27 protein-coding genes are annotated in these 22,976 nt (G+C 69.7%); 26 read left to right on the forward strand and 1 reads right to left on the reverse strand.

Translation table 11 applies throughout. The features are described 5' to 3' along the window. The first annotated feature begins 13 nt into the window (after positions 1-13). The 25 genes from ACU6P3_RS11530 (at position 14) to ACU6P3_RS11655 (ending at position 21,339) form a co-directional block, all read left to right on the forward strand. Entirely contained in the window at positions 14-490 is a 477-nt protein-coding gene (locus ACU6P3_RS11530) for a hypothetical protein (protein ID WP_447197051.1), read from the forward strand. Continuing rightward, positions 487-1,863: a terminase large subunit domain-containing protein gene (locus ACU6P3_RS11535; protein ID WP_447197052.1), complete on the forward strand. Its 1,377-nt coding sequence runs from the start codon at positions 487-489 to the stop codon at positions 1,861-1,863. The genes ACU6P3_RS11530 and ACU6P3_RS11535 overlap by 4 nt, the downstream gene beginning before the upstream one ends. Continuing rightward, complete coding sequence (locus tag ACU6P3_RS11540; protein ID WP_447197053.1) at positions 1,860-2,183, forward strand: hypothetical protein; 324 nt, start codon at positions 1,860-1,862, stop codon at positions 2,181-2,183. Before ACU6P3_RS11535 ends, ACU6P3_RS11540 begins: the two co-directional genes overlap by 4 nt. Further along, on the forward strand, positions 2,183-4,018 hold the full coding sequence (locus tag ACU6P3_RS11545) for a hypothetical protein (protein ID WP_447197054.1): 1,836 nt from the start codon (positions 2,183-2,185) through the stop codon (positions 4,016-4,018). Before ACU6P3_RS11540 ends, ACU6P3_RS11545 begins: the two co-directional genes overlap by 1 nt. Beyond that, positions 4,015-4,821, forward strand: coding sequence for a phage minor head protein (locus tag ACU6P3_RS11550; protein WP_447197055.1), 807 nt, complete (start codon positions 4,015-4,017; stop codon positions 4,819-4,821). Before ACU6P3_RS11545 ends, ACU6P3_RS11550 begins: the two co-directional genes overlap by 4 nt. Continuing rightward, complete coding sequence (locus ACU6P3_RS11555; RefSeq protein WP_447197056.1) at positions 4,818-6,578, forward strand: 2'-5' RNA ligase family protein; 1,761 nt, start codon at positions 4,818-4,820, stop codon at positions 6,576-6,578. The genes ACU6P3_RS11550 and ACU6P3_RS11555 overlap by 4 nt, the downstream gene beginning before the upstream one ends. 2 nt (positions 6,579-6,580) lie before the next feature. Next, positions 6,581-6,736 carry a hypothetical protein gene (locus tag ACU6P3_RS11560; protein WP_447197057.1) on the forward strand — a complete coding sequence of 52 codons (156 nt, stop codon included), beginning with the start codon at positions 6,581-6,583 and terminating at the stop codon, positions 6,734-6,736. Between the two features lie 134 nt (positions 6,737-6,870). Next, positions 6,871-8,625: a major capsid protein gene (locus ACU6P3_RS11565; protein ID WP_447197058.1), complete on the forward strand. Its 1,755-nt coding sequence runs from the start codon at positions 6,871-6,873 to the stop codon at positions 8,623-8,625. 69 nt (positions 8,626-8,694) lie between these two features. Beyond that, positions 8,695-9,555: a hypothetical protein gene (locus ACU6P3_RS11570; RefSeq protein WP_447197059.1), complete on the forward strand. Its 861-nt coding sequence runs from the start codon at positions 8,695-8,697 to the stop codon at positions 9,553-9,555. A gap of 17 nt (positions 9,556-9,572) precedes the next feature. Continuing rightward, positions 9,573-9,785, forward strand: coding sequence for a hypothetical protein (locus tag ACU6P3_RS11575; protein WP_447197060.1), 213 nt, complete (start codon positions 9,573-9,575; stop codon positions 9,783-9,785). Next, on the forward strand, positions 9,785-10,486 hold the full coding sequence (locus tag ACU6P3_RS11580; RefSeq protein WP_447197061.1) for a hypothetical protein: 702 nt from the start codon (positions 9,785-9,787) through the stop codon (positions 10,484-10,486). Before ACU6P3_RS11575 ends, ACU6P3_RS11580 begins: the two co-directional genes overlap by 1 nt. A gap of 66 nt (positions 10,487-10,552) precedes the next feature. Continuing rightward, positions 10,553-11,347, forward strand: a complete 795-nt coding sequence (locus tag ACU6P3_RS11585) for a hypothetical protein (RefSeq protein ID WP_447197062.1) — start codon at positions 10,553-10,555, stop codon at positions 11,345-11,347. After that, entirely contained in the window at positions 11,344-11,865 is a 522-nt protein-coding gene (locus ACU6P3_RS11590; protein ID WP_447197063.1) for a hypothetical protein, read from the forward strand. The genes ACU6P3_RS11585 and ACU6P3_RS11590 overlap by 4 nt, the downstream gene beginning before the upstream one ends. Before the next feature lie 3 nt (positions 11,866-11,868). Next, positions 11,869-12,144 carry a hypothetical protein gene (locus ACU6P3_RS11595; RefSeq protein ID WP_447198205.1) on the forward strand — a complete coding sequence of 92 codons (276 nt, stop codon included), beginning with the start codon at positions 11,869-11,871 and terminating at the stop codon, positions 12,142-12,144. Then, positions 12,089-12,430 (forward strand): HK97 gp10 family phage protein, encoded by a 342-nt coding sequence (locus tag ACU6P3_RS11605; protein ID WP_514414745.1) that lies wholly within the window; start codon positions 12,089-12,091, stop codon positions 12,428-12,430. Before ACU6P3_RS11595 ends, ACU6P3_RS11605 begins: the two co-directional genes overlap by 56 nt. A gap of 6 nt (positions 12,431-12,436) precedes the next feature. Further along, entirely contained in the window at positions 12,437-12,769 is a 333-nt protein-coding gene (locus tag ACU6P3_RS11610; protein WP_447197064.1) for a hypothetical protein, read from the forward strand. Positions 12,770-12,779: 10 nt separating this feature from the next. Continuing rightward, the gene (locus ACU6P3_RS11615) at positions 12,780-13,292 is read left to right on the forward strand and encodes a hypothetical protein (RefSeq protein WP_447197065.1); all 513 of its coding nucleotides are present in this window, start codon (positions 12,780-12,782) and stop codon (positions 13,290-13,292) included. Between the two features lie 18 nt (positions 13,293-13,310). After that, positions 13,311-16,064, forward strand: a complete 2,754-nt coding sequence (locus ACU6P3_RS11620) for a phage tail protein (RefSeq protein WP_447197066.1) — start codon at positions 13,311-13,313, stop codon at positions 16,062-16,064. Continuing rightward, positions 16,061-16,948, forward strand: coding sequence for a hypothetical protein (locus ACU6P3_RS11625; protein ID WP_447197067.1), 888 nt, complete (start codon positions 16,061-16,063; stop codon positions 16,946-16,948). The genes ACU6P3_RS11620 and ACU6P3_RS11625 overlap by 4 nt, the downstream gene beginning before the upstream one ends. Positions 16,949-16,951: 3 nt before the next feature. Then, a complete protein-coding gene (locus ACU6P3_RS11630; RefSeq protein WP_447197068.1) occupies positions 16,952-17,554 on the forward strand; it encodes a hypothetical protein in 603 nt (200 codons plus the stop codon). A 1-nt stretch (position 17,555) separates the two neighbouring features. Beyond that, complete coding sequence (locus ACU6P3_RS11635) at positions 17,556-18,689, forward strand: DUF5047 domain-containing protein (RefSeq protein WP_447197069.1); 1,134 nt, start codon at positions 17,556-17,558, stop codon at positions 18,687-18,689. An 11-nt stretch (positions 18,690-18,700) separates the two neighbouring features. Next, positions 18,701-19,255, forward strand: coding sequence for a hypothetical protein (locus tag ACU6P3_RS11640; protein WP_447197070.1), 555 nt, complete (start codon positions 18,701-18,703; stop codon positions 19,253-19,255). Beyond that, positions 19,248-19,973, forward strand: coding sequence for a hypothetical protein (locus ACU6P3_RS11645; RefSeq protein ID WP_447197071.1), 726 nt, complete (start codon positions 19,248-19,250; stop codon positions 19,971-19,973). The genes ACU6P3_RS11640 and ACU6P3_RS11645 overlap by 8 nt, the downstream gene beginning before the upstream one ends. Then, complete coding sequence (locus ACU6P3_RS11650; protein WP_447197072.1) at positions 19,974-20,558, forward strand: hypothetical protein; 585 nt, start codon at positions 19,974-19,976, stop codon at positions 20,556-20,558. Positions 20,559-20,760: 202 nt separating this feature from the next. Next, positions 20,761-21,339: a hypothetical protein gene (locus ACU6P3_RS11655; RefSeq protein WP_447197073.1), complete on the forward strand. Its 579-nt coding sequence runs from the start codon at positions 20,761-20,763 to the stop codon at positions 21,337-21,339. Between the two features lie 59 nt (positions 21,340-21,398). Here the strand turns inward: ACU6P3_RS11655 and ACU6P3_RS11660 are convergent, their stop codons facing one another. Continuing rightward, positions 21,399-21,596: a hypothetical protein gene (locus ACU6P3_RS11660; RefSeq protein WP_447197074.1), complete on the reverse strand. Its 198-nt coding sequence runs from the start codon at positions 21,594-21,596 to the stop codon at positions 21,399-21,401. A gap of 126 nt (positions 21,597-21,722) precedes the next feature. Here ACU6P3_RS11660 and ACU6P3_RS11665 point away from each other — a divergent pair, with 126 nt between their 5' ends. Continuing rightward, on the forward strand, positions 21,723-22,934 hold the full coding sequence (locus ACU6P3_RS11665; RefSeq protein WP_447197075.1) for a helix-turn-helix domain-containing protein: 1,212 nt from the start codon (positions 21,723-21,725) through the stop codon (positions 22,932-22,934). Positions 22,935-22,976 lie beyond the last annotated feature (42 nt).

Here is a 22,976-nt window from a genome sequence, read left to right on the forward strand (position 1 = left end):
AAGGGGGTGCGTCATGGGTGATGTGGATCCGTGGCTGCGGCAGGAGGACGAGTCGAGCCAGGCGTACGAGGCATTCGCCGCGTACCGGGACCTCGGCCCGGAGGGGCGGACGCTGGCTGAGACCGCGCGCGCCGTGGGCAAGTCGATGGGGCTCATGAAGAGGTGGAGCTTCACCCACGGCTGGGTGGAGCGCGCTCGCGCGTACGACCAGCACATCGCCGGAGTGACGACCGAGACGTACGCGGAGATGGTCCGCAAGGTGACCGCGCAGCAGTCGGCCCTCACCGACAAGCTGTTCACCCGCCTCGACCGCAACCTTGACCTCATGCCCGAGGGGACCAACCCGCCGAAGGCGTGGACCGACGCTTTCGCCGCTGCCGCACGGGCCCGTACGACGCTCCTCGACTACAACAAGCCCGACGCGCCCAAGAACACCGAACTCGCCGAGAAGATCTCCAGCATCCTCGACAAACTGGGAGTCGAGGAATGACGTCACGCGCGGAGATCGCGGCATGGCCGGTCAAGGCACAGGAAGACCTCCTCGCGCGCCTCGAAGCAGCCCTTCAGGACAAGCAGCGCGGCAAGGTGCCCTGGCTGTGCGACCGCCCCCACTGCGACGGCCGACCCCACCCCGGCCGCCAAGGCGCCCACGCCCGCACCGTCCAACGGCCCCCCGACGGGAACACCTGGGACACGTGGCTGCTCCTCGCCGGCCGTGGTTTCGGGAAGACGCGGACCGGCGCCGAGTGGGTGTGGCGCATGGCCAAGAAGTACGAGCGCGGTGCGCTGATCGGCCCGACCGCCGCCGACACCCGGGACATCCTGGTGGAGGGGGAGTCAGGGATCCTTGCGTGCGCACCGGCCCGCTTCCGGCCGCTGTACGAGCCGTCGAAACGCCGCGTCACCTACCCAAACGGGGCGATCCAGACTCTGTATTCGGCTGACGAGCCGGACCGTCTGCGTGGCCCGCAGCACCACTACGCGTGGATGGACGAGCTGGCTGCGTGGCGACGCCTCCGTGCTACCTGGGACATGGCCCAGATGGGCATGCGCCTCGGCGACCACCCCCGCGTCTGCATCACCACCACCCCGCGCCCGCTGCCGGTCATCAAGGAACTGCTGAAAGACCCGTCCACGCACGTGGTCCGCGGATCCACGTACGACAACTTGCACAACCTCGCGCCCACCTTTCAGCGCGCGGTCGTTGCCAAGTACGAGGGCACCATGCTCGGCCGGCAGGAACTCGACGCGGAAGTCCTCGACGACATGCCCGGCGCGCTCGTCGCCCGGACGGTCATCGAGGCCGGACGAGTGGACACCGCCCCGCCGCTCGAACTGATCGTCGTCGGCATGGACCCCGCAGGCACCGGTGCCGGGGACGAGACCGGACTCGTTGCGGCAGGCCGCGGTACCGATGGCGTCGACTACGTCCTGCGGGACGCGTCCCGGAAGATGTCGCCCCGTGACGCCGCACGCCGCGCCTGGGGGCTCGTGGACGAGGTGTCAGCCGACGCCCTGGTGTACGAGGACAACCTTGGGAAGCAGTGGGTGGAGCAGGTTCTGAAGGATGCGTGGAAGGAGATGCACGGCTCCACGCCGCATCCGCCGCTGCGCCGGGTTACCGCGACGGTCGGGAAGAAGCTGCGGGCGCAGCCGGTGGCGATGCGGTACGAGCAGCAGCGGGTCCGGCACGTCGGCGTGCATGGCGAGCTGGAGGACCAGCTGTCGACGTGGATCCCGGAGGACAACCCGCAGTCGCCGGACCGGATCGACGCGATGGTCCACGCCGTGACGCACCTGATGCGACGCGACCGGGCCCGCATGGTCCTCGCGTCGCCGCACACCGCTACGGGGGGACGATGACCATGGACGCGCTCGCATTGGTGCTGGCGGCGCTGGCAACCGCTCGCATCACCCGTCTGATCACCGCTGACCGTCTCACTAAGGCCCCGCGTACCGCCGTCGTCGTGTGGACGACCAACCGGGCGATCCGCCGCGGGCGGGATGAGTCGCTGTTGGCGTACCTCGTGACGTGCTCGTGGTGCGCCTCCGTGTACGTCGGGGCGGTGATGGGCGCGGCGTGGTGGGCATGGGGCGAGCAGCGCTGGTTCGCGGCCGGCGCCGCGGCGCTGGCGTTCAGCTACATTGCGGGCTGGCTCGCGGCGCGAGAGGCCGGTGAGTGATGGCTCTGCTCAAGCGCCGTAAGAGCACGGAGGAGCGCGGCACGAAGCCCAGGGTGGTCCTCGCCGCAGCCGTGCCGGTCACGGGTCCGGACGCCCGGGATGCGTGGAGCGCGCGGCAGGGAGACACCGCCTGGCAGCGGGAGGCGTGGTACCACTACGACGCGTGCGGCGAGCTGCGCTCGGCCGTCACCTGGATCGCCAACGCCGTTTCACGGGCCGAGCTGTACGCCGCCGAGGTCGACCCGGCGACCGGCATGCCGACCGGTCCGACGGACAACGCGCAGGCGCGGGCCGCCGTGAACGCGGCACTCGGCGGCCCCGCGCGGCGCGCCCAGCTCCAGTACACGATGGCCGTCAACTGGCAGATCCCCGGCGAGGTCTTCGTCCTCGTCCGGCCCGGAGCCCCTGCACGCCGCGGGGAGGCTGGCCCGGACGAGTGGGTCACCCTGTCGGGCACGGAGGTCGACTACTCCGGCGCCCGCTGGTCGTACAAGGACCCCATGACCGGGGTCAAAAAGGACCTTGCCCCGGACGACCTGCTGATGCGTGTGTGGTCGCCGCATCCGCGTATCCAGTACCACGCGGACTCGGCCGTACGGCCGGCGCTGCCTGTGCTGCGGGAGATCGAGAAGGCGTCGCAGAACATCGCCGCCCGCCTTGACAGCAGGCTCGCGGGCAATGGGGTGCTGTTCATGCCCGAAGAGGTCGACTTCCCGGAGCAGGAATCCGGCGCTACCGGTGCCGAGGGCTTCATGGAGTACCTGGCCTCCATCATGGCGAAGTCCATGCAGGCCCCGGGGACGGCTGCGGCACAGGTCCCGATCACTGCCACGCTGCCTGGCGAACTCGTGGAGAAGATCAAGCATCTGGATCTGTCTACCGCCTTTGACGCGTCGGTGGTCGCGCTGCGCGGTGACGGGATCCGGCGGCTCGCTGAGTCCTTGGACATGCCGAATGAAGTCGCGACCGGATCGACCGGGGACGCGAACCACTGGGGCGCGTGGCAGGTGGAGGAGTCCACCTACAAGATCTACATCGAGCCCCTGCTGGACAGGATCGCGGACGCCCTCACGCAGCACTGGTTCCAGCCCACCCTCACGCGCATGGGCGTCGCCGCCCCGGAGACGTACCGGCTGGCCTGGAACACCAGCGAGATCATCAACCGGCCGAACCGCACCGAAGACCTCAAGTGGCTCCACGACCACGAACTGATCAGCGACGACGCGATGCGGGCCGAGGTCGGCGTGAGCGCAGACGACCGCCCCGACGATGACGAGGTGCAGCTGCGCCGTCTGGTGCGGGCGGTCTCCGCTGCTCCTACGCTCGCGGCGGACCCGGCGGTGGCCGAGCGGGTCTTCGGGTTCGAACTCAGCGCGGGACCCGGGCAGATCGACGGCGGTCAGGGGCAGCCGGAGGAGTCTGCTGCGCCCGAGCGGGGCCCGCGCGCGCTGCCCGCCACGCAGAACGACCAGCCGCCCGCGCTCGCCTCGTCTGCCGCCCCTGCGGTGCCGGATGGGCTGGTGGCCGCCGCTGAACTCGTCGTATTCGATGCTCTCTCCCGCGCGGGCGGGCGCCTCCTCAAGGCCCCACTGCGGGGGAAGTTCGGCCACGTCCCGAAGCACGAGCTGTACCGGTCCATCCCCTTCGAGGGCAGCGACATCCCCCGCCTCCTCGAAGGATCGTTCCAGTTCGTCGGCCACGTCGCCTCCGCGTTCGCCATGGACGCCGGCGACCTGGAAAAGGACGTACGGGACTACACCACCATCCTGCTGTGTGAGCAGGGCCCGCACGACCGCGAGCGCCTGCGTCGCGCCCTGATCGACGGAGCACAGTGAGTACGCCGCCGGAGGACGAGAACCTGCCCGCGCGGCTGCGCGCGCAGGCGATCGTCCGCGACGGCGAGCAGCGGATAGGCCGCGCCTGGTGGCGGTCGCTGACCCGGTTCCTGGACCGCGTCCGGCCCGCCGTCGCACCGCCGGACGGCCCGCTGGACCCATCCCGGGTGTCCGACTCCCAGCAGTTCTGGACGAACGAGGTCAACGTCCAGGTCGTACCCGAGATCCGCAACGTGCTGCGCCGCGCCTGGCGCCGGGTCACCAGCGCAGGCGAGCCGCTCACAGACCCGTACGTCGCGGACTACCTGAACGACGCGGGCAACCGCCTCGTGCGCGTACCGGACGAGGTGTACGCCCGGATCGTCGCCACGATTGAGCGCAGCATCCGCGACGGCCGACCGATCCCGGACGTCACGGCGGAGGTGCAGCAGATCCTGACCGCGTCCGGGTCGGAGCTGTGGCCCGGCCGGGCGCGGACGGTGGCCCGTACGGAAACGATGGGCGCGGTCAACGCCGGCGTCTTCCGCAGTGCGCAGCTGGACGCGGAGGCGCGGGGGGACTTCGCGCCGATGAAGGTGTGGCTCGCGACCGAGGACCAGCGGACCCGGCCGTCGCACCGCGCAGCGGACGGCCAGCGCACGCTTCTGGGCTCCCCGTTCGAGGTGGGCGGCGCCCGGCTTCTGTTCCCGGGGGATCCGCGTGGCCCGGCGCAGGAGGTCATTCAGTGCCGGTGCACGCTGCTGCCCGTGGTCCTCGGCGAAACGCTCGACTGGACCGACCGACAGATGGCGAGGAGCCGATGAGCGACACCCTGACCGCTGCGGCGAACATGAGCGGCGCGATCATCGCGTTCCTGCCCGCCGACCCCGACACCCTCACCGTGCCCGATGGCGACCCGGCCGAGCAGCTGCACGTGACCCTGCTGTACCTGACCGACGACAGCACTGAGTTGGGCGAGGAGCAGCGGACGTTCATCCGCCAGGCGCTCGCGAAGGTCGCGCCGGACGGTCCGGTCGAGGCAACCGTCACGGCGGTGCAGGGCCTCGGTGACGACGATCCGCAGGCGATCGTGCTCATGCTCGACTCGCTGGAACTCCAGACGATGCGGGAGACCGTCAAGGCCGCGCTGGCCGACGACATCCCGGTGCCGGAGGACCGCTTCCCCGAGTACCTCCCGCACCTGACCGTCGGCTACGGCATCGACCCCGACCAACTCGCGGACCGGGTCGGCACCACGGTCACCCTCGACCGGCTGGCCGCGATGTACGGGGCCGACCGAGACGAGATCCCCCTGACTGCCGCAGCGTCCCCGGTGGTCGCGTGCGCTGAGAGGAGCATGATGCCCAGACGCTGGACCGCTGTCCTCGCGCGGATCGGGGTCCCCACCGGGGACGGCCGGATCCTCGCCCCCGGGGCGATCACCTCCCGGGACCTTCCCCTCCCGCTGTCCTGGCAGCGCCAGAGCGCCGATGGCCACTGGGGCTCAGTCGTGGTGGGCCGGATCGAGTCCATCTCCATCACGGACGACATCGTGACCGCGTCCGGGTCGCTGCTGTCCGAGGACGGCTGGCAGGTCATCGAGCACCTTGAGGCTGGCGTCATCGGTCCGAGCGTGGACCTGGACGATCTGGAGTACGTACTCGATGACCAGGACCGGGCGGTCATCACTCGCGGGAGGATCGCGGGAGCAACCCTCGTGGCCATCCCCGCGTTCGCGGACGTCTCAATCACCCTCCAACCTCTGCCCGCGCCGCCCGTGGCAGCCGAGCCCGTATGGGATGACTACGACGAGCCGGTTCGGGCAGCGTATGACCCTGCCTACGCGGCGCAGCTCGCATCGTTCGCGGCAATCCACACAGAGCAGCCGACACTCGCCGAGGTGCTGCCGCCGCTCAACTGGTTCACAAACCCCCGCCTGCCCGCGCTCACCCCACTCACCGTGACCGCCGACGGCCGCATCTACGGGCACGTCGCAGGCTGGGACTCCTGCCACGTCGGACTGCCCGGCTGCGTCACCCCGCCCGCCAGCCAGACCGGGTACAGCTACTTCATGGTCGGGGAGCAGCGCACCGCCGACGGGACCACCGTGCCCGTGGGAACGCTCACCGTCGGCGGCGGCCACGCGGACCCTCAACTCGGGTTCCGGGCGGCGGCCGAGCACTACGACGACCTGGGGGCGGCCGTGGCCCGAGTGTTCGCCGGTGAGGACGAACACGGCATCTGGGTGGCCGGGTGGATGCTGCCGAGCGCAGACCCGCTGAGGGTGGAGCAGTTCAAGGCGAGCCCGGTGTCCGGGGATTGGCGGCGGATCGGCGGCTCTCTGGAGCTGATCGCCGTCTGCTCGGTGAACACGCCCGGCTTCCCGATTCCGCGCGCAAGGGTGGGCTTCGCGAACCGGGCGCAGCGGGCACTGATCGGCGTCTTCGGCCCGATGCGCGGCTCCGTGGTCCAGGGTGAAGCGCCACCGCCCGTGCCGGCCGACAACCCCTCAGCAGACGCCCCGGACAGTACGGAGGCCCGCGCCAGGTGGGCGCGCGCCATGTGGAACGAAAGGAACTGATCATGGCCTGTGGAACCTGCGGCCGAGCCGCGTCCAACGTCGACTACGAGGTCAAGACCAACGACGGCAAAACCACCACCGTGGCCAGCATCGCCGAGGCCCGCATCCTCATCGCCCAGGGCGGCGGAGGCACATACAAGGCCGTCCCCAAGAAGTAAACGGGGACACCTCCCCACAACAGCGCCACACGCGCTACCCTGTGCACAGCCTTACGGGTGCTGAGCTGTGAGCCGGCCCGGAGACGTGACGAACCCTTCACCGATCCGCGCCGACTCCCCTCAGGAGCAGCACCATGGCCGACGAGCCGACCCCCGAAACCCCGCAGCCGTTCGACGCGAGCACGCTCAACGACGAGGCCCTGTATGCCGAGTACGGGCGCATCCGCGAGCGCGGCGCCGAACTCTCCGCCAAGACGGACCTCACCGACGCCGAGATCACCGAGTTCACCGCCCTCGGAGACCGCGTCGACATCGTCCGCACCGAGATCGAGACCCGCCAGGCCCGCGCCGCCGAACTGGCCGCCCGCCGCGAGACCTTCGGCGCACTCCCCGACCTCACCCCGCCGGCCGCACCGGAGACACCGGCCGCACCCGAGTCGCCCGCCGCGGCTGCTCCGGAGACACCGGCCCCGGCGCCGGCCGCAGTTCCGTCCGTTGCCGAACTGGGTGCGCAGCCGCCGGAGCCGCCGGTCGTCCTCGGCCGCGAGCGCCGGGAGTTCTCCATCATCCTCACGTCCGACGGTGCTGCGTCCGTCGGGAAGCGCTACGGGGAGGAGGTCACCGTTGCGGACGTCTCCAACGCCGTCGCCAAGTCGTTCAGCTCGTACGGGCGTGCCGGCGGCGGACAGTCGTCGAAGAGGACGCTCGCCCAGTTCACCCGCGACCGTGGCGCCGACTTCCAGCTCGGGAACGGCGAAGAGGCCGACTACACCGCGATCGAGCGGGCCCGGGCAGAGTCGCGTCTCGACGGCGGCTCGCTCCTCAAAGCGTGGTCTTCCCAAGTGACCGAGGAGGCCAACAGCCTCACCGCGGCGGCCGGGTGGTGTGCGCCCAGCGAGAACCTTTACGACGTGTGCGGCCTCTGGAGCATGGACGGCATCCTCGACCTGCCGACCCTCACCGCCACCCGCGGCGGCTTCAACTACGCCAGCAACCAGCCGACCTACGCCGACCTCCAGGCATCCACGAGCTTCAGCGTGCTGACCGAAGCACAGGTCATCGCGGACACCGCGAAGAACTGCGCGGAGATCCCCTGCCCCACCTTCACGGACGCCCGCCTCGACGTGGCCGTCTCCTGCATCACCGCCAGCTTCATGCAGATGGCCGGATATCCGGAGTGGGTCAACAACTACGTCGACGGACTCCTCACCAACCACGCCCACAAACTCAACGGGAACATCATCGCCCGCATCGCCACCAAGGCCGGTGCCGCAGTCGTGATCCCCGCTCAGGGCGCCACCCCGGCACCCGGCTCGGGCCCGGACTCGTCCGCGACGGCGTCTCTGCTGGCGGCGGTGGAGCTGGCCGCAACGGACATGCGGTACCGGGAGCGCATGCCGTTCTCGCAGACGTTCGAGGTGGTCCTGCCGCAGTGGTCGCTGGCGCAGATCCGCGCAGACCTCTCCCGCCGCAACGGCTACCCGAACGATCCGTTCGCCGTCACGAACCAGATGATCGCCGGATGGTTCGCGACGCGGAACATCCGGCCGCAGTTCGTCTACGACTTCCAGGACGCCTACGCCACCACCCCGGCAACCGGCCTCCCCGGCGGCACCACGGCCCTCACCGCGCTCCCGACCACCGTGAACTTCCTGATCTACCCGGCCGGGGCCGTCGTCCTCGCCCGACAGGACGTCGTCACCCTCTCCTCCGTGTACGACGCGGCGAACCTCCAGCAGAACCTCTACACCCGCCTCTTCAGCGAGGAGGGCTTCCAGACCATCTACCCGTGCGGCTCCGTACGCCAGTACACCGCCCAGCTCTGCCCGTCCGGCGCGACCGGCGCCCAGGTCTGGACGTCGTGCGCCGCCCCGGCCGCAGCCGCCTGACCCTCCCCCTGACCGGCGGCCGGGCTTGTCCCTGGCCCGGCCGCCACTCACCCCGGAAGGGAGGGACACATGGCCATCCTCACCAACCCCCAGTTGGTCGAAGCGCCACCGCCCGGCCGCCTGCGGTACGGCGTTTTCACCGCCGCCCGCGTGAGCGACGATCTCGACCCGCGCACCGTCAGCGCCGGGTTCGCGCACGCGGCGGAGGACTGCGGAGTCGCCCGCCTGTATGACGCGAACTGCGACACCAACCCGGTGAAGGTCTTCGACGAGGGCCTCGGCTACGTGGAGGGCGCGCCGTACTGGGTGTACGCCACCCACAAGTGCGGCAGCGTGGGCCGCACGCCGCAGGAGATCGAGCGGACCGTACGGCGGAAACTCGCCGGAGCCGAGCAGACGGCGGTCGAAGCCGCGATCTGGGGCGGCACCTCCCCGCCCGTCGACCCGGCGTTGACCGCCACGGCCGGAGTCGTCACCGTCACTCCGGACGGCCCGGGCGCGGGCGCGGCGATCGCCGCGCTGGAGGAGTCGTTTTACGGCGCGTACGGCTACGTCGGCACCATCCACATCAACACGAGAGCGTACGCGGCCATCACGTACGCCGAGCTGATCAGCGACACGCCGTCGGCAGGGGTCCTCACCACGCCGATCGGCTCGCTGTGGTCGATCGGCGGCGGGTACGACGTGACCGGCCCGTCCGGCGCCGCCCCGGATGCCGGTTCGGTGTGGGCGTTCATGACGCCGCCGGTGTGGATCCGGCGCATGCAGCAGCCGATCGTGCCGGACGTCGTTCAGACGATGGACCGCATCCACAACCAGTACATGGCGCTCGCGGAGCGCGTGTACGCGCACACGTGGGCGTGCGACATCGTGCACGCCGTGCAGGTGCCCGTCGCCGCCCCGGCGACCACCACCATCCCGAACGCGTGACCCCCATGGAGACGCTGATGAGCGAGTACAGCCGGGTGGTCCCGCCGCCCGGAGAAGTGAATGACACGGCCCGGCTGTTGCTGGAGCTGGCCGACGACCCGCAGGACGTCCGCACAGTGGCGGGCGGCAAGGAGTTCGTCGTGCCGGCCGCGGTGGCGGACGCCTACCACGACAAGGTCGCCCCGGCGCCGCGCCGTACGACCACGAACAAGAAGGGCGGCGGCGCCTGATGCCCGCGATCTGTGGAAGCTACGCCCGCGGCAAGGCGATGCGGCTGACGCGCCTGGACGAGTGCGGTACCCCGGTGCCGGGCCCGACCAGCACTCTGGTGAGCAAGGGGTTCGTGTCGGTCGGGATGACGCCGAACTACCAGGACCCGGAGGAGATCACCCAGCCCGATGCGAACGGTGACCTCTGCATTGACGACCAGGGGCGCCCGGCGCTGCGTTGGGTCGACTTGACGATGGTGCTCTGCAACATCGACCCGGAGGCGATCTCCATCATCACCGGGAACCCGCTGGTGGTGAACGACGCCACCCCGACGCCATCGTCCGTGGGCTGGCGGCTCGACTCCGAACTCACCGGCACCGCGAACTTCGCGCTGGAGGTGTGGTCCGGGAAAACGGGCCAGTCCTGCGGCACCGGCGGCCTCCAGTACGGGTACTGGTTGTGGCCGTTCGTCGTCCAGGCCCGGATCGGTGAGGCCACGATCGCGAATGCGGCGCTGACGCTGACGCTGACCGCGCGCACCAGCACCGGATCCGGCTGGGGCGTCGGCCCGTACGACGTCATTGCGTCCGCCGTGACGCCGTTCCCAGAGGGGCCGCTGCTCACCCCCATCGGGCCGTCCCAGCACCAGCATTTCGAGGTGACCACCGTCGCCCCGCCCACGCCCGCCTGCGGCGCGACCCCGCTGCCCGCAGCCGCCTGATCTTCGGGCCCGCCGTATCGATCCCCCGGCGGCGGGCCCGGACCAACCACCAACAGGGAGCTGTGGATGCCCGCATGCGACTGGACGATCGACACGTCGTGCTGCCCCGCGTGGGACGGCTACGGCGCGCCGGTCCGGGCTGCTGCCACGGCGTGGGCGACGGGCATCCTCGACAGCCTCACGGGCCACCAGTTCGGGCAGTGCCCCGTGACCGTCCGCCCCTGCAACCCGGGCTGTGCGGGCGGCGGCGGGTACATGACGTATCCGGTCGCTCTGGACGGCGTGGTCGGGGCCGGCATGCCGTGGATGGTGCCGTACGTCGACGGCGCCGGGGTGTGGCGGAACTGCGCGTGCGGCGCGGCGTGCACGTGCGGCGCGCGCTGCGAGGTGCCGCTGCCGGGCCCGGTCGCCGAGGTGATCGAGGTCCGAGTCGACGGCCTCGTTCTGGACCCGGCCGCGTACCGGGTCGACAGCGGACGGCTGCTGGTCCGTACGGACGGCGAGTGCTGGCCTCGCTGCCAGGACATGGGGCTCCCCCTCGATGCCGAGGGGACATGGTCGGTGACGTACCGGCGCGGTCTCCCGCTCCCGCCTGCGGGCGCGATCGCGGCCGGGGAGTTGGCGTGCGAGTTCGCGAAGGCGTGCGCGGGGGACGCCTCGTGTGCGCTGCCGCAGCAACTTCAGTCCCTGTCCCGGCAGGGCATCAACGTCCAGGTCATGGACCCACAGGCGGTACTCGCCGACGGACTGACCGGCATCGCGAATGTCGACCTGTGGATCCGCTCCGTCAACCCGGCCGGGAAACGGCAACGCAGCCGCGTCTACTCGCCCGACGTCCCGGCCACGAGGTGGGTCTCATGAGCTTCCCCGGCAACCTCGCACAGCAGCTCCTCACCTGCTTCCACGCCGAGCTGGACGCCGGCCCCGCGCCGATCCCGGCCGACAAGGTCTGTTTGCGTGCGGGCGAAACGATCCCGCTCTCGGCCGGCACAGCGGAGAACGAAGCGTGCGGCACGGCGTGGGTGCGCGTCGTCGGAATCGCGCCCGCCCAGGTCCTCATCCCGGGCGGCGCGGACTCCGAACCGAACTGCGCGGCATCCGCGTGGCAGGTCGAGCTGGAGATGGCCGCGGTCCGGTGCCTGCCGTACGGGACGGTCGCCGCGGGCCCGTCGTGCGACGAGTGGACGGCGGCGGCGCTGCTCATGGACGCAGACGCCGCAGCCATGCGGCGGGCCTTGTGCTGCTTCACACCGATCGTGAACGACAACTTCCCCGTGGCCGCGGCGGCTCCGGGGCCGTGGGTACCGCGCGGGCCGGAAGGCGGCGCGCTGTGGTCCACGCAGAGCGTGCTGGTGACCCTCGACTGCTCGGAGTGCTGAGAGATGACACGCAAGAAGACCCCCGCGCCCGGGCGCCGGGCCGAGGTCACGGTCCTCGTCTCGTTCAACGGCATGGTCGCCGGGGACACCGCGACGGTGGACGTGAACGAGCGGGTGCAGGGCTGGATCAACGCGGGACTCGCGCGCGAGGTGAACGGTGGCACGAGTACGGCTCGACCGGGCAGCGCTGAACCGAACGATCCGGGGAGCAAACCGCAGGGAGCTGGAGACAGCGGGCAGGCAGCTCCTCAACCGGGCCCGGATCCTGACACCGGTTGATACCGGCCGCCTCCGCGCCTCCCTCCGGATGGAGTTCCGCCGCACATTCACGCTCCGCCCGATGGTGACCGTCGGTACGGACGTGGAGTACGCGCCGTGGGTCAACGACGGCACGCCCCCGCACATCATCCGGCCCCGCCGAGCACAGGCCCTGCGCTTCGTAGTCGGCGGCCGGGTCGTGTACGCGAAGGTCGTCCACCACCCCGGCACCCGCGCCCGCCCCTTCCTCGACCAAGCGCTACGAGAGACAGCCGCAGCACGCGGATATTCGTTCAGACAGGGATGACACACCATGAACACGCTGGACATCGCCACGACGATCGGGGACGGCGCCTCCGCTGCTCCGTCCGTTCCGCAGCCGAACCGGGTCGAGCTGCCCCTCAACTTCACCTTCGCTGGTAAGACGCTGCGCGGGAAGCGCGTCACCGAGGGCCAGTTCGTCGCGATCACCATGGCCAAGGAAGACGGCGGGGCCGCCATCGTCTCCGCGATGCGGACCGTCCTCCGCGCGGCCGTCGGCGAGGCCAACTGGAAGTGGATGAACGAACAGCTCCTCCTCGGCGCCGTGGAGTTCTCCGAGCTGGTCGACGTCCTCCACCAGCTCGCCGGGCAGTCCAGTGACTGACCCTCTCGCCGTGATCTCCCGCAGCCCCGTCACCGTCCAAGTGGCAGAGCACCTAGTCACGGTCCCGTACCGGACCGCGGGCGCGTGGCTGACGGCGCTGGCCGACTCCCGGCCCTCGCTGGCGCTGATGCGGGTGGCGGACGAGACCGGCCGGGCGTGGCTGCTCGGTCAGCTCGCTACCGGGCACCTCGCCCTGGACGAGGCGGCGCAGGGCTCGTACGCCGCGCTCACGGCGGTGGGCGGCCGACCGTGGTGGGAGACGTACCGGCTCCTCACCCTCGGCGCGGAGCCGTCCGTACTGGGCCATCTTCTGCTCGCCGGAGTCGATCCGTGGGCCCGGTCGGCGGGCGAGTGGTGCGCGGCGGTCTACACGCTGATCACCCGGAACGCGAAGGAAGAGGACGTTTTCAAGGTCGATTCACAGCTTGCTGTGCCGCCGGCCGGGTTCGAGGACTCGTGGGACGAGGGCGACGACTTCGACGCGATGGTCGAAGCCGCCCGCAACATGCCCGGCATGGCCTGACGAGGGAGGTGAAGCAGCATGGCATCGGAGGCTGAAGTTGACCTCATCATCAACGCGACCCGGGCGCTCCCCGAGCTGGAACGCGACCTCGACCGCATCATCACCATCGCCGAGAACGGCGCCCCCGATGTCGACGTCCAGGCCGCCCTCGACCTGACCCAGAGCGTCGACCGCCTGAACCGCGACCTCGACCGCGCCGTCACCGCGGCGGCGGCCGGCGCGGACGACATCGACCTCGATGCCGTCCTCAACCAGCAGAACACCCTCCGGCGGCTCAGGTCCGACCTGAACCGGGTCACCCAAGCCGCTACCTCCGGGAACGCCGTCGACCCGCTGACGCTCCAGGGTGTCCTCGACGGGCCCGAGACGCTGCGAACCGTCCGGAGCGAACTCCAGCGCGTCGTGGCCGTGGCGCAGGCCACGACACCGGACATCACGATCGACGTGGAGGTGGACGACGCGTCGCTACGCCAGGCCGAGGACTCCACCAACCGGCTCGCACGCTCTGCGCTCGGTGCTGTGGGCGCGGTCGGCGGCTTCGGAACGACGCTCGGGACGGCGGGCGCTGCGGCCGGCACGGCGGCGCCGCTGATCGCGAGCGTCGTCACGGCGGTGGAGCAGCTGCTGCCCGCGGCGGCGTTGGCGACGACCGGCATGCTGGCGATCCAGTCCGCCTCTGGCGCGGTGAAGCTGGCCATGATCGGCGTATCCGATGCAATCGAGGCGGCCTTCGACCCGGAGGCCAAGCCGGAGGACCTGGCCAAGGCACTGGAGAAACTGGCCCCGGAAGCCCGCAAGTTCGTGACCGAACTGAACAGCATGCGCGGCGCCCTCAAAGACATCCAGCAGGAGGTCCAGAACAGATTCTTCGACGGGTTCAGCGGCAAGCTGAAGGAGCTGAGCACCTCCGTCCTTCCGAACGTCCGGAAGTCGCTGAATTCCTCAGCCGACTCCCTCAACAACATGGCGATCGGGGCCGCGAACGCCGCCATCAAGCTGAGTAAGGACGGCACCCTCGGTATTGCCCTCAAGGGGGCCAATCAGGGGCTCCGGAATTTGGAGAAAACACCGGGTCTGGTGGTCACAGCGTTCGGGCAGCTGGCCGCTGCTGCTGCCCCTGCCTTCGACCGTGTCACCGAGGCGGTGGCCCGAGTCGCGGACGAGGTCTCGAAGAAGCTGACCAAGGCATTTGAGTCAGGGGCGCTAGAGAAGGCGATCGACGGTGCTGTCGACGCGATCGCTCAGCTTGGCCGGATCGCCGGGAACGTCTTCACGATCGTCGGCAACGTGATGTCCGCGGCCGGGGAGCAGGGTGACGGTCTGTTCGGCACTCTGGAGAAGATCACAGGCGCTCTGGCTCTTGCGACTTCCAGCGAGGGCTTTCAGCGTGCTATTGGTGCACTGACCGACACCATGGGCACGCTTGCGACGAACATTGCACCGCTGCTGATCAAGGCGCTGGCAATCCTGGGGCCAGTGATTGAGGAGCTTGCCCCGCCGGTACAGCATTTGATCGATGTCCTCGGTGGATCACTCGGGGAGGTCCTGGATGCCCTCGGGCCGGTCCTGGTGACGCTTGCCGAGTCCTTCGGGAAAATGCTTCCCGTCCTGGAACCTTTTATCGAGCTAGCCGGGGAACTCCTTGCGGACATCCTGCCCTCCCTTAATCCTCTCTTCGAGACCCTGGGGAACATTTTCGAGGAGATGGCGCCATTCGCTCAGCAAGTCGCGGATAATCTGGGCGTTCAACTGACGCCGGTCCTTGAGAAGCTGCCCGGCATCTTGGAGGAAGTGCTCCCGTTTTTCACCGAGCTTGCGGAGCGGCTTTTCCCGCTCCTCACGGACACACTTGACGAACTGGGCCCATCCCTGTCAGACCTCGCCACCGCCCTCGGGGAGCTGCTCGTCGAACTCACACCGTTGATCGTGAAGTGGCTCGAACTTCAAATCATGTTTGTCGACCGGATACTGCCCATAATCGAGGACGTGATCTCGTTCCTCGTGAGACTCGTCAACTTCGGCCTCCAACTCCTCACCCGCTTCCTCGACAGGTATGTCATTCCGGGGTTGAAAACGACAGCGGCGCTACTCAGCGGCGACTTCTCAGGAGCCGTGGAATACGCCAAAGTAATCTTGGTGAACTTTGTCGAAGACGCAGGAAGGGCCCTTGTCTCCCTTCGACAGAAAGCGGCAGACGCCGTTCTCCGAATGGCCAGCGACATCATCGGCAACGCGCGCCGCATGGCGCAGGGATTCATCGACGCTACCGTCCGCATGATCAATGAGGCGGTTCGCCGCATCCGGGGACTCCCGGGCCAGATCCGCAGTGCGCTGCCGGGCGCCGGGCAGATCCTCATCGGGATCGGGCAGGCCATCATCCGCGGCCTCATCACCGGCATCAACTCCATGATCCCGAGCCTGATCAACACGCTGGGCAGCATCACCTCCCGCCTCCCCGACTGGAAGGGCCCGGAGGACCTCGACCGGCGCATCCTCATCCCCGCCGGCCGGTCCATCATGGACGGCTTCATGAAGGGCATCGCCGACTCCGTGCCTGCGCTGGAGCGGCAGCTTGGCGGGATCACCCTCGCTGTGCCCGCGATGGTCACACCAGGCGCAGCGGACTTCGGGTTCCGGGGCGTCCTGACTCCGCAAGCCCCGACGGTGTACGTGTCCATCGGCAACGAGGCCGTCGACCGGTACGTCACGACCCGCGTCGACAGCAGCCTGCGCACCCGTGACCGTGAACTCGCCCAGGGGGTACGCCGATGAGTAACCCGTACGTCCACGTGCGCATCGCCTACGGCGGCACCACCGGAACCCAGACCACCTGCGACGTCTACCGCTCCACCGTCGGCGCGTCCGGGCCGTGGGACTTCCTGGAGACCATCCCGCTCCTCGCGCAGACCGCGCACTACTACGACACCGGCGCCCCGCTCGGCGTCGACTTCTGGTATCGGGCCGTCGGGCACCCCGGGACGGAGGCCACGCAGACGCTAATCGCCGGACCGATCCAGCTCGAACAGCCCCCGTCGGTGTGGGTGAAGGACCCGCTCAGGCCGTGGGCCGATCTCGAGATGGACTTCTGCGGCACGGGCCCGCAGGCGCACGATGCGTGCGGCACACCGTCCCCTGAGCTGGTGTGGGTCGGCCTCGGCGAAATCACGCGGGACGACGACGTGACGCTGCTGCCCATCACCGGCTCCGAGACGCCGGCCACCGTGTTCGCGCGCCGAAAGAACCATGAGGGGAGCTTCCAGTTCCTCACCCGGACCCTGGCCGCTAAAGAGAAGGCGTACGACCTGCTGACGTACGGCGGCCCGCTCCTGCTCCAGCTCCCGCCCGTGTACGGGCAGGGCGACATCTACGTCCAGCCCGGCCAGGTCAAGGAGGCCCGGCTCGGGGACGATCAGCGGCGCCCGTACCGGCTGTGGACCGTCCCCTACACCGTCGTCGCCGCACCGGTCGGCCCGAAGCAGGGCACAGCGTGCGCGAACTGGTGCGCCGTGAAGGCCGCCTACCCGACCTTCGGGGACATGGTCGCGGCCGGAGGCACCTGGGACGACGTCGCCTCCGAGCAACTGCTGTGCGGCAGCCCGGACGACCAGGGCGGCTACGGAGACGGCCTGTACGGCGACGGACCATACGGAGAGTGAGACGTGAGCATCACCCAGCCGACCATCGGCGCCCCTGCATGGGGCCCGCCACTCAACGCCGCAGTCGCGCAGCTTGCTTACAGCGGCTTCAACCCGAACGACCACGGCCTGATCACGTGGGCCTACGACCCGGTCCAGGCGTCCGGCGTGTCCGCTCCCGCGTCCGGCACCATCCGCCTGGTCAAGTTGCCCCAGCTTGTCCAGGCAGAGACCATCACGTCGGTGGCGCTGGAGGTCGGCACCGCCGCCACGGGCGGGGTAGCCGGGCAGAACTTCGTCGGCCTGTACACAGCGGCCGGCACCCGGGTCGCCCAGTCCGCCGATTGCACCACCGCCCTCGCCACCACCGGCAACAAGGTCATCCCGCTCACCAGTCCGTACGTGGCCAGCCCCGGCCGGTACTACGTCGCGATCCTCACCAACGCCACCACGCCGCCGGCACTCGCGCTGTGCGCCTCGAACTCGGTGACCGCCCCGAACTTCGGTCTGGCCGTCGCCGCGGCCCGCTTCGCGAACGGGCCAACCGCGCAGACAACACTGCCCGCGACGATCACCATGTCCGGCATCACGCCGTCCCTTCAGTGCACGTGGGTGGGGGTGGCCTGACGTGTGGCCGCGGTCCGTGCTGTACGGGCAGGCTCTGGCGCGCCCGCATCAGCTCGCGGTGCACGTGACGTCCACGGACATCAACGGCGTACCGCTGACCCGGGACACGGCGGGGGCGCCGGTGGTGCGGGATCTGCCGTTCAGCACGGGCTCGGTGTCTGCAAAGATCACCAACCGGGTGACGCGCTCCACAACGCTCAGCTTCGCCGAGAGCTGGTGGCCGACCGGCCCGGACCATCCTCTGTCCTCGGAGTGGGCCGTCCTCCACATCACCGGCGGCCTGAAGTACGGCAACGGCAACGAGGAACTGTTCCCGCTGTTCGTCGGCCGGGTGCAGGACGTGGAACGGGACGACGACGGCACCGTGACCGTACGGGCCGACGATCTCGCCGCCGACGTCATCGGCTACCCGTTCGAGCAACTGTGGAGCGTACGCAACCCGAACTCGTGCCTCGCTGAGATCCGCGCCATCATCCTCGACGCGCTGCCGCAGGCGACGTTCACCGACGGCAACGTGACCGACGCGCCCGTTCCCGGGTCGCTGACGTTCGACGACGACCGCGGGAAGGCCCTGGACGACCTGGCCGACGCGCTCGGAGCCCGCTGGTACGCCCTCGGCAACGGCTCGTTCACCGTGCGCGCGTCGCCGTACGCGGGCGCCGGGGACGACCCGGACGTCACGATCGCGGACGGCCCGGACGGGCTGCTGTCGACGGCCCGGATCCACTCGACGCGGGACGGAGTCACCAACTCGGTGACGGTGCTGTCCGAGCGGGCGGACGGAACGAGCCCCGTGCGGTCCACGAGCCGCGACACCGTGAGCAGCAGCCCGACCCGGTTCGGCGGCCTGTTCGGCCGGACCGGCCAGGTCATCAAGGTGCAAACGCCCCTCACTCAGTCGCAGGCCAAAACCCTCAGCGACGCCGAGCTGCGCGCTGGGGTGGCGCTGGCCCAGCAGTGGGACATCACGTGCGTCCCCGACTACTCCCTCGAACCCGCCGACGTCGCCCGCGTGCAGAGCCGCGGCCTCAGCTCGGTGCAGGTGATCGACACGATCACCTACCCGCTCACCACGGGCGGCGCGCAGAGCATCGGCGGCCGGGCCCTCGTGCCCGCGACCATCACCACCGGATAAGGGGACAGAGCATGGACCAGACCCTGAACAGGCACTATCCGTACCCCGAGTGCGACCCACCGGTGCAGAAGGACGCGAGCGACATCATCCAGCTCGCCCAGCTCGCGACCGCCATCAACGACGACGTCCAGCAGCTCAGCGACACCATCGAGGCGCAGATCGCCTACCCGCCCTCCGGCCGCATGGACATGACCGGATTCGCCACCACCAGCAGCGAATTTGTCGTCACCTACACCACATCCGCGTGGACCACCCGCGCCGGACTCACCGACACAGGCCGCGGCGGCTTCGTGGTGCAGCAGCCTGGTTGGTATCTGATCACCGGGTTCATCGCGGGCCCCGCTCTGCACATGCGGACGCGCCTCGTCGTCAATGGGACGCAGCGCGGCGTGTGGCAGGGCTACAGCCGCCCGGTCACCGGCATCGCCAACCAGGCACAGGAGCTGAAGACCACGATCTTCCTGGATGCCGGGGACTTCCTGACCAACGTGGTCCGGCACGCCACCGCCGGATCGGTCACGTTCGAAGGGCAGCTGGCGGTCGTCAGCATGGTGTCCGGTGCCTAACACCACAGCCCAGATCCTCGCCGCAGCGGCGCGGCCTGCTGCCCAGCTCCGCACGGGCGAGGTAACGGACGCGACCCCGAACAGCGTGGCCGTGAATGTCGGCGGGACGACGATCACGGCCGGGTTCGACAAGCGGAACCCGGTACGGACCGGCGAGCTGGTGGCTCTGCTGGAGCAGGGCGGAACCTGGCTCGTCCTGTACGCGCTCGCCGGCGCGGCCTCGAACGAGATCATCAACCCGTCGTTCAACGACGGCCTCGACCACTGGACGGCGTACGACGTCACCGGCTCCACCACTTGGACGCCCGTCGGCCCGGGCCCGGGCGGACCGGACGGCGACTGGTACGTGACCGCGCTGACCGAGGACGCTGCTGCGGAGTCGTACCTGTACTCCGACCCGATCGGCGTGACCGCAGGCGACGTGTACAGCGTGTCCGCGTACGTCTGGGGCTCGTACGCCGGGGACGCCGCCCAGGACGCCGACGCGTCCCTGCTCGCGCTGTGGTTCGCCAACGCCACGGACCTCTACCCGACCACGTCCTCGGCCAACATCACGATCGCGTCCCTCCTCGACGTCCCCAGCCCGCCGCCGTTCTCCACCCTCTCCGGGACCGTCACCGCCCCGGTCACCGGCTACATGCGGATCGCCCTGCGCTCCGTGATCAGCACCACCGGATCCCTCGGATGGGATCTGATCGTCGCCAGAGAGGTCAACTGAATGCCCGCCAACACCACCCGCGGATACCCGTACCCCGTCTACGGCGACACCCAGAACTTCCCGGCCCAGATCCAGTCGCTCGCCCAGGCCATCAACAGCGATATGCAGGTCCTGGCCGACGCGGAACTCGCCACGCTCAACCAGCCGACCGTCCGGCTCACCTCGACCACGGCCCAGACGGCGACCGTCGGCGCGTACACGACCGTGTCGTGGGCGCCGGGGCCACCGAACTACAGCAATGCCGGCATGTGGAACTCGGCGTCCCCGACGATCATCCAGTTCACGCAGCCCGGCGTGTACCTCGTGTCGGCACGGCTGGACCTGCCTGCGTCCGGCACGGCAACCGAGGTCGGGACCTACACCCTCTTCGGCACAACAGGGCTGTACGGGCCCAACCCGGCTCGGCAGACGCTCCGGATGCAGCAGACGTCACCCACGCGCCCGGACCTGACGTGCATCTACCTGGTACCGACCGCAGGCGAAACCCTCAGCGTGTTCTTCCGCCACGACAAGGCGACCACCTTCAACATCGGCGCCCGCAACCTCCAGGCCACCCGCATCAGCACTGCGATTGGACTCCCGTAATGGTCATCCCCGTACCCCCCGACGACGACCAGCCGACCGAGCCCCGGCCCGGCGACCCAGTGGACCCCGTGGTGCCTCCCGGGCCTCCTCCGACCGGCGTACCGATCCCGCCGGACGACAACGCACCGCCCCCTCCCGACCCGGAACCCGAGCCCGAGCCGGACCCGAATGCGCCGCCCGTGGACTGGGGAGGGCCCGCCTGATGCCCGCATCCACGCCGCGGGGCTACCCGTACAGCGTCAACTCCGACCCAGCCGACATCCCCGCCGCGACGGAGGCGCTCGCGAAGGCCGTCGACGCGGATGTTCAGTCGCTGTACGACGCGGCGGCCCCGCGGCCGGCGGCGAAGGCGTGGGCGACGACTCCGCAGAAGGTCATCAACGTGGTGAGCGGCACTGGCTACTCGATGCGGTTCGAGACGTTCCAGTTCAATACCGGGGCGTGTGTGCTGGGTGGCGGCTCGTCGGTGATTCCGCAGTTGCCGGGGTTCTGGTGGGTGATGGGCTCCCTGTCCGTTCCGAAACCCAGCGGGACGGTGGTGCCGACGCACGTGGGGGTGGTGTTGTACCTGAACAACTCGAGCATCCTCGGTCGGGCCGGGGTGAACGGTACGACGCTGGCGGCGGACGTGTCGTCGGAGGTGGTCGCGTCGGCCGGGGCGTACTGCAACGGCAGCACGGACTTCTTCACGCTGGGCTTCGAGGTGGCGGCGCCGTCAACGGTGCCGACGTACACGCTGCTCACCAGGTCACTGACGCTCATCCGCATGACCCAGAGCTGACGCTACGCTGCGGCGTCCTCCCGCGCCCTGGCGGGAGGAACGCCCTCACTGTGCCTGGACTACGCGTCCGGGGCGTGCCGGACGTGCTTCTTGAGCGCCATCTCCACCTGGGTACGGCTCTGTCCAGTCGCCTCGGCGTGTGCTGTGATGGCGGCCTGGACGGCCTGTGCCGTGGGCACGGTGAGCGCGCCGGCCTGCTGCTCGGCCCAGGAGCGTCTCTCAAGCTCGATCAGTTCGTCGGTGAGTTCGATTGCCACGGCCGGATAGTACGGCCCCACAGGCCAGCGCCCCTGTCCTCTACGGAGGGCAGGGGCGCTTTCGCGTGTCCGCCCGGAGCCGACCGGGCGTACCGTTCTGAGTGTCAGCGCAGAACGGAGCCAAGTATGCCCGAGCCCACCGACATTCACATCGGCGCGCGCATGGCGGCCCGCCGAAAACTGGCCGGTTACACCCAGCAGCAACTCGCCGATCACGCGCACCTCTCCCTGGGCACGATCCGAAAAGTGGAGCGCGGCGAGCGCCAGCCCACGCCGAGCGTCCTCACAGGCGTTGCCCGCGTCCTGCATGTCACCGTGGAAGATCTCACCGGGCAGCCGTACCGCCAGCTACCGCAGGACGAAGAGGTACACGCGCCCATCACCGAGGTGCGGACCGCGTTGAGGCACTGGGATTTGCCCGGCGATTGGTTCACCCAGCCCCGTCCCTTGTCTGAGCTGCACGCCGATCTCAAGACAGCCACCGAGCACCGAGTTCACGGACGACTCACTCGACTCGGCAGCGTCCTCCCCGCACTCCTGGAGGAGCTGACTGCGTCCGTGCACCTGCGCACGGGCAAGGAGAAGCGCCAGGCGGCCCGGTTGCTGACGCTCGCCTACGACCTGGCGCATACGCTCACCTACCGGCTTGGGTATCCGGATCTGCGGGGCCAGGTGGAGGACCGCCTACGGTGGTCTGCCAGCCTCGCCGGGGACCCTCTGCTGGTCGCGCTGGCCGAGTACAAGCGGGTCGAAACGTTCAAATCCGCGCATGAGTACAGCGCCGGGCTGCGCGTGCTGCAAGCAGCTCGGGAGCGCGTGGCCGAAGAGGGCCGTGGCCGGGGTACTGAGTGGGTGACGGTCCTCGGCGGCATGCGTCTGCGGGAGGTCACCCTCGCGTCGCGCTGCCGCGACGAGGCAGCCACCGACCACCACCTGGAGCAGGCGCGCGCGCTCCTTGACCAACTGCCAGAGGCGGCAGATCGGCGGCACCACAGCGTCGTCTTCGGCCAGGGCAACGTCGCCATCCACGAGATCCAGGCTCGCCTCGAACTCCAGCAGGCGACGGAGGCCGACGAGGTGATCGGCCGGAACAAGACGCTGCCGAAGTCGGTACCGCCGACCCGAGTGAGCGCCTACCACATCAACGTCGCCCGCGTGCACATCGCTGCCGACCGGCGTGAGGATGCGCTGAAGCATCTCCAGCGGGCACGCAAGGCCGCGCCGCAGGTGACCAGGTACAAGCCGATGGCCCGGGATGCCGCCCTGCTGCTCACGATGAAGTACCGGCGGACGACCGAAGAGCTGCGGTCGTTGAGTACCTGGTTCGGGCTGGAATAGCCAGGCTGACGCGCCGACAGAAGTACCCCAGCTTGGGGTACT

The organism is Streptomyces hebeiensis (assembly GCF_052983195.1).